Genomic DNA, 503 nt, shown 5'->3' with positions numbered 1-503 from the left:
CCCGGGCCCCGCCAGCCGCCCTCGTCCTCCAGCGCCTGGGGCAGGTCCCAGTGGTAGAGGGTGATGACGGGTTCGGTTCCGGTCTCCAGGAGGGTGTCCACGAGGCGGTCGTAGAAGGCCAGCCCCTCCGGGTTGGGGCGCCCCCTGCCGGTGGGCTGGATCCGCGGCCAGGCCACGGAGAAGCGGTACAGGTCCACGCCCAGGTCGGCCATGAGCGCGACGTCCTCGCGGTAGCGGTGGTAGTGGTCGCAGGCCACGTCACCGGTCTCGCCCCGGGTGACGCGTCCGGGGGTGCGGCAGTAGGTGTCCCAGATGGAGGGGCCGCGCGCGCCCTCGTGGGCGGCGCCCTCGACCTGGTAGGCGGCGGTGGCGGTGCCGAAGAGCAGTTCCGGGGGCAGGACGGGGTCGGTCATGGGGGACCCTTCAGTGTTGGGAGCGCTCCCATACTACGGGGACGCTTCCAGCCCCGCGGCGCCGACGCTGTCGACGCCCCGGGCCGAGGC

Annotated in this window: 1 protein-coding gene; it reads right to left on the bottom strand. The window is 74.0% G+C overall.

Features of this window, described 5'->3' with window-relative positions; all coding sequences use genetic code 11:
* Window positions 1-413 (bottom strand): glycoside hydrolase family 1 protein (locus tag D471_RS36065; RefSeq protein WP_040691170.1); only part of this gene is annotated, 413 nt, incomplete at its 3' end.
* Window positions 414-503: the final 90 nt, after the last annotated feature.

The organism is Nocardiopsis lucentensis DSM 44048, from assembly GCF_000341125.1.
GTDB classification, from domain to species: domain Bacteria; phylum Actinomycetota; class Actinomycetes; order Streptosporangiales; family Streptosporangiaceae; genus Nocardiopsis; species Nocardiopsis lucentensis.
The sequence above is the reverse complement of the archived record's forward strand: the minus strand, read 5'-3'. Positions and strand labels throughout refer to the sequence as shown.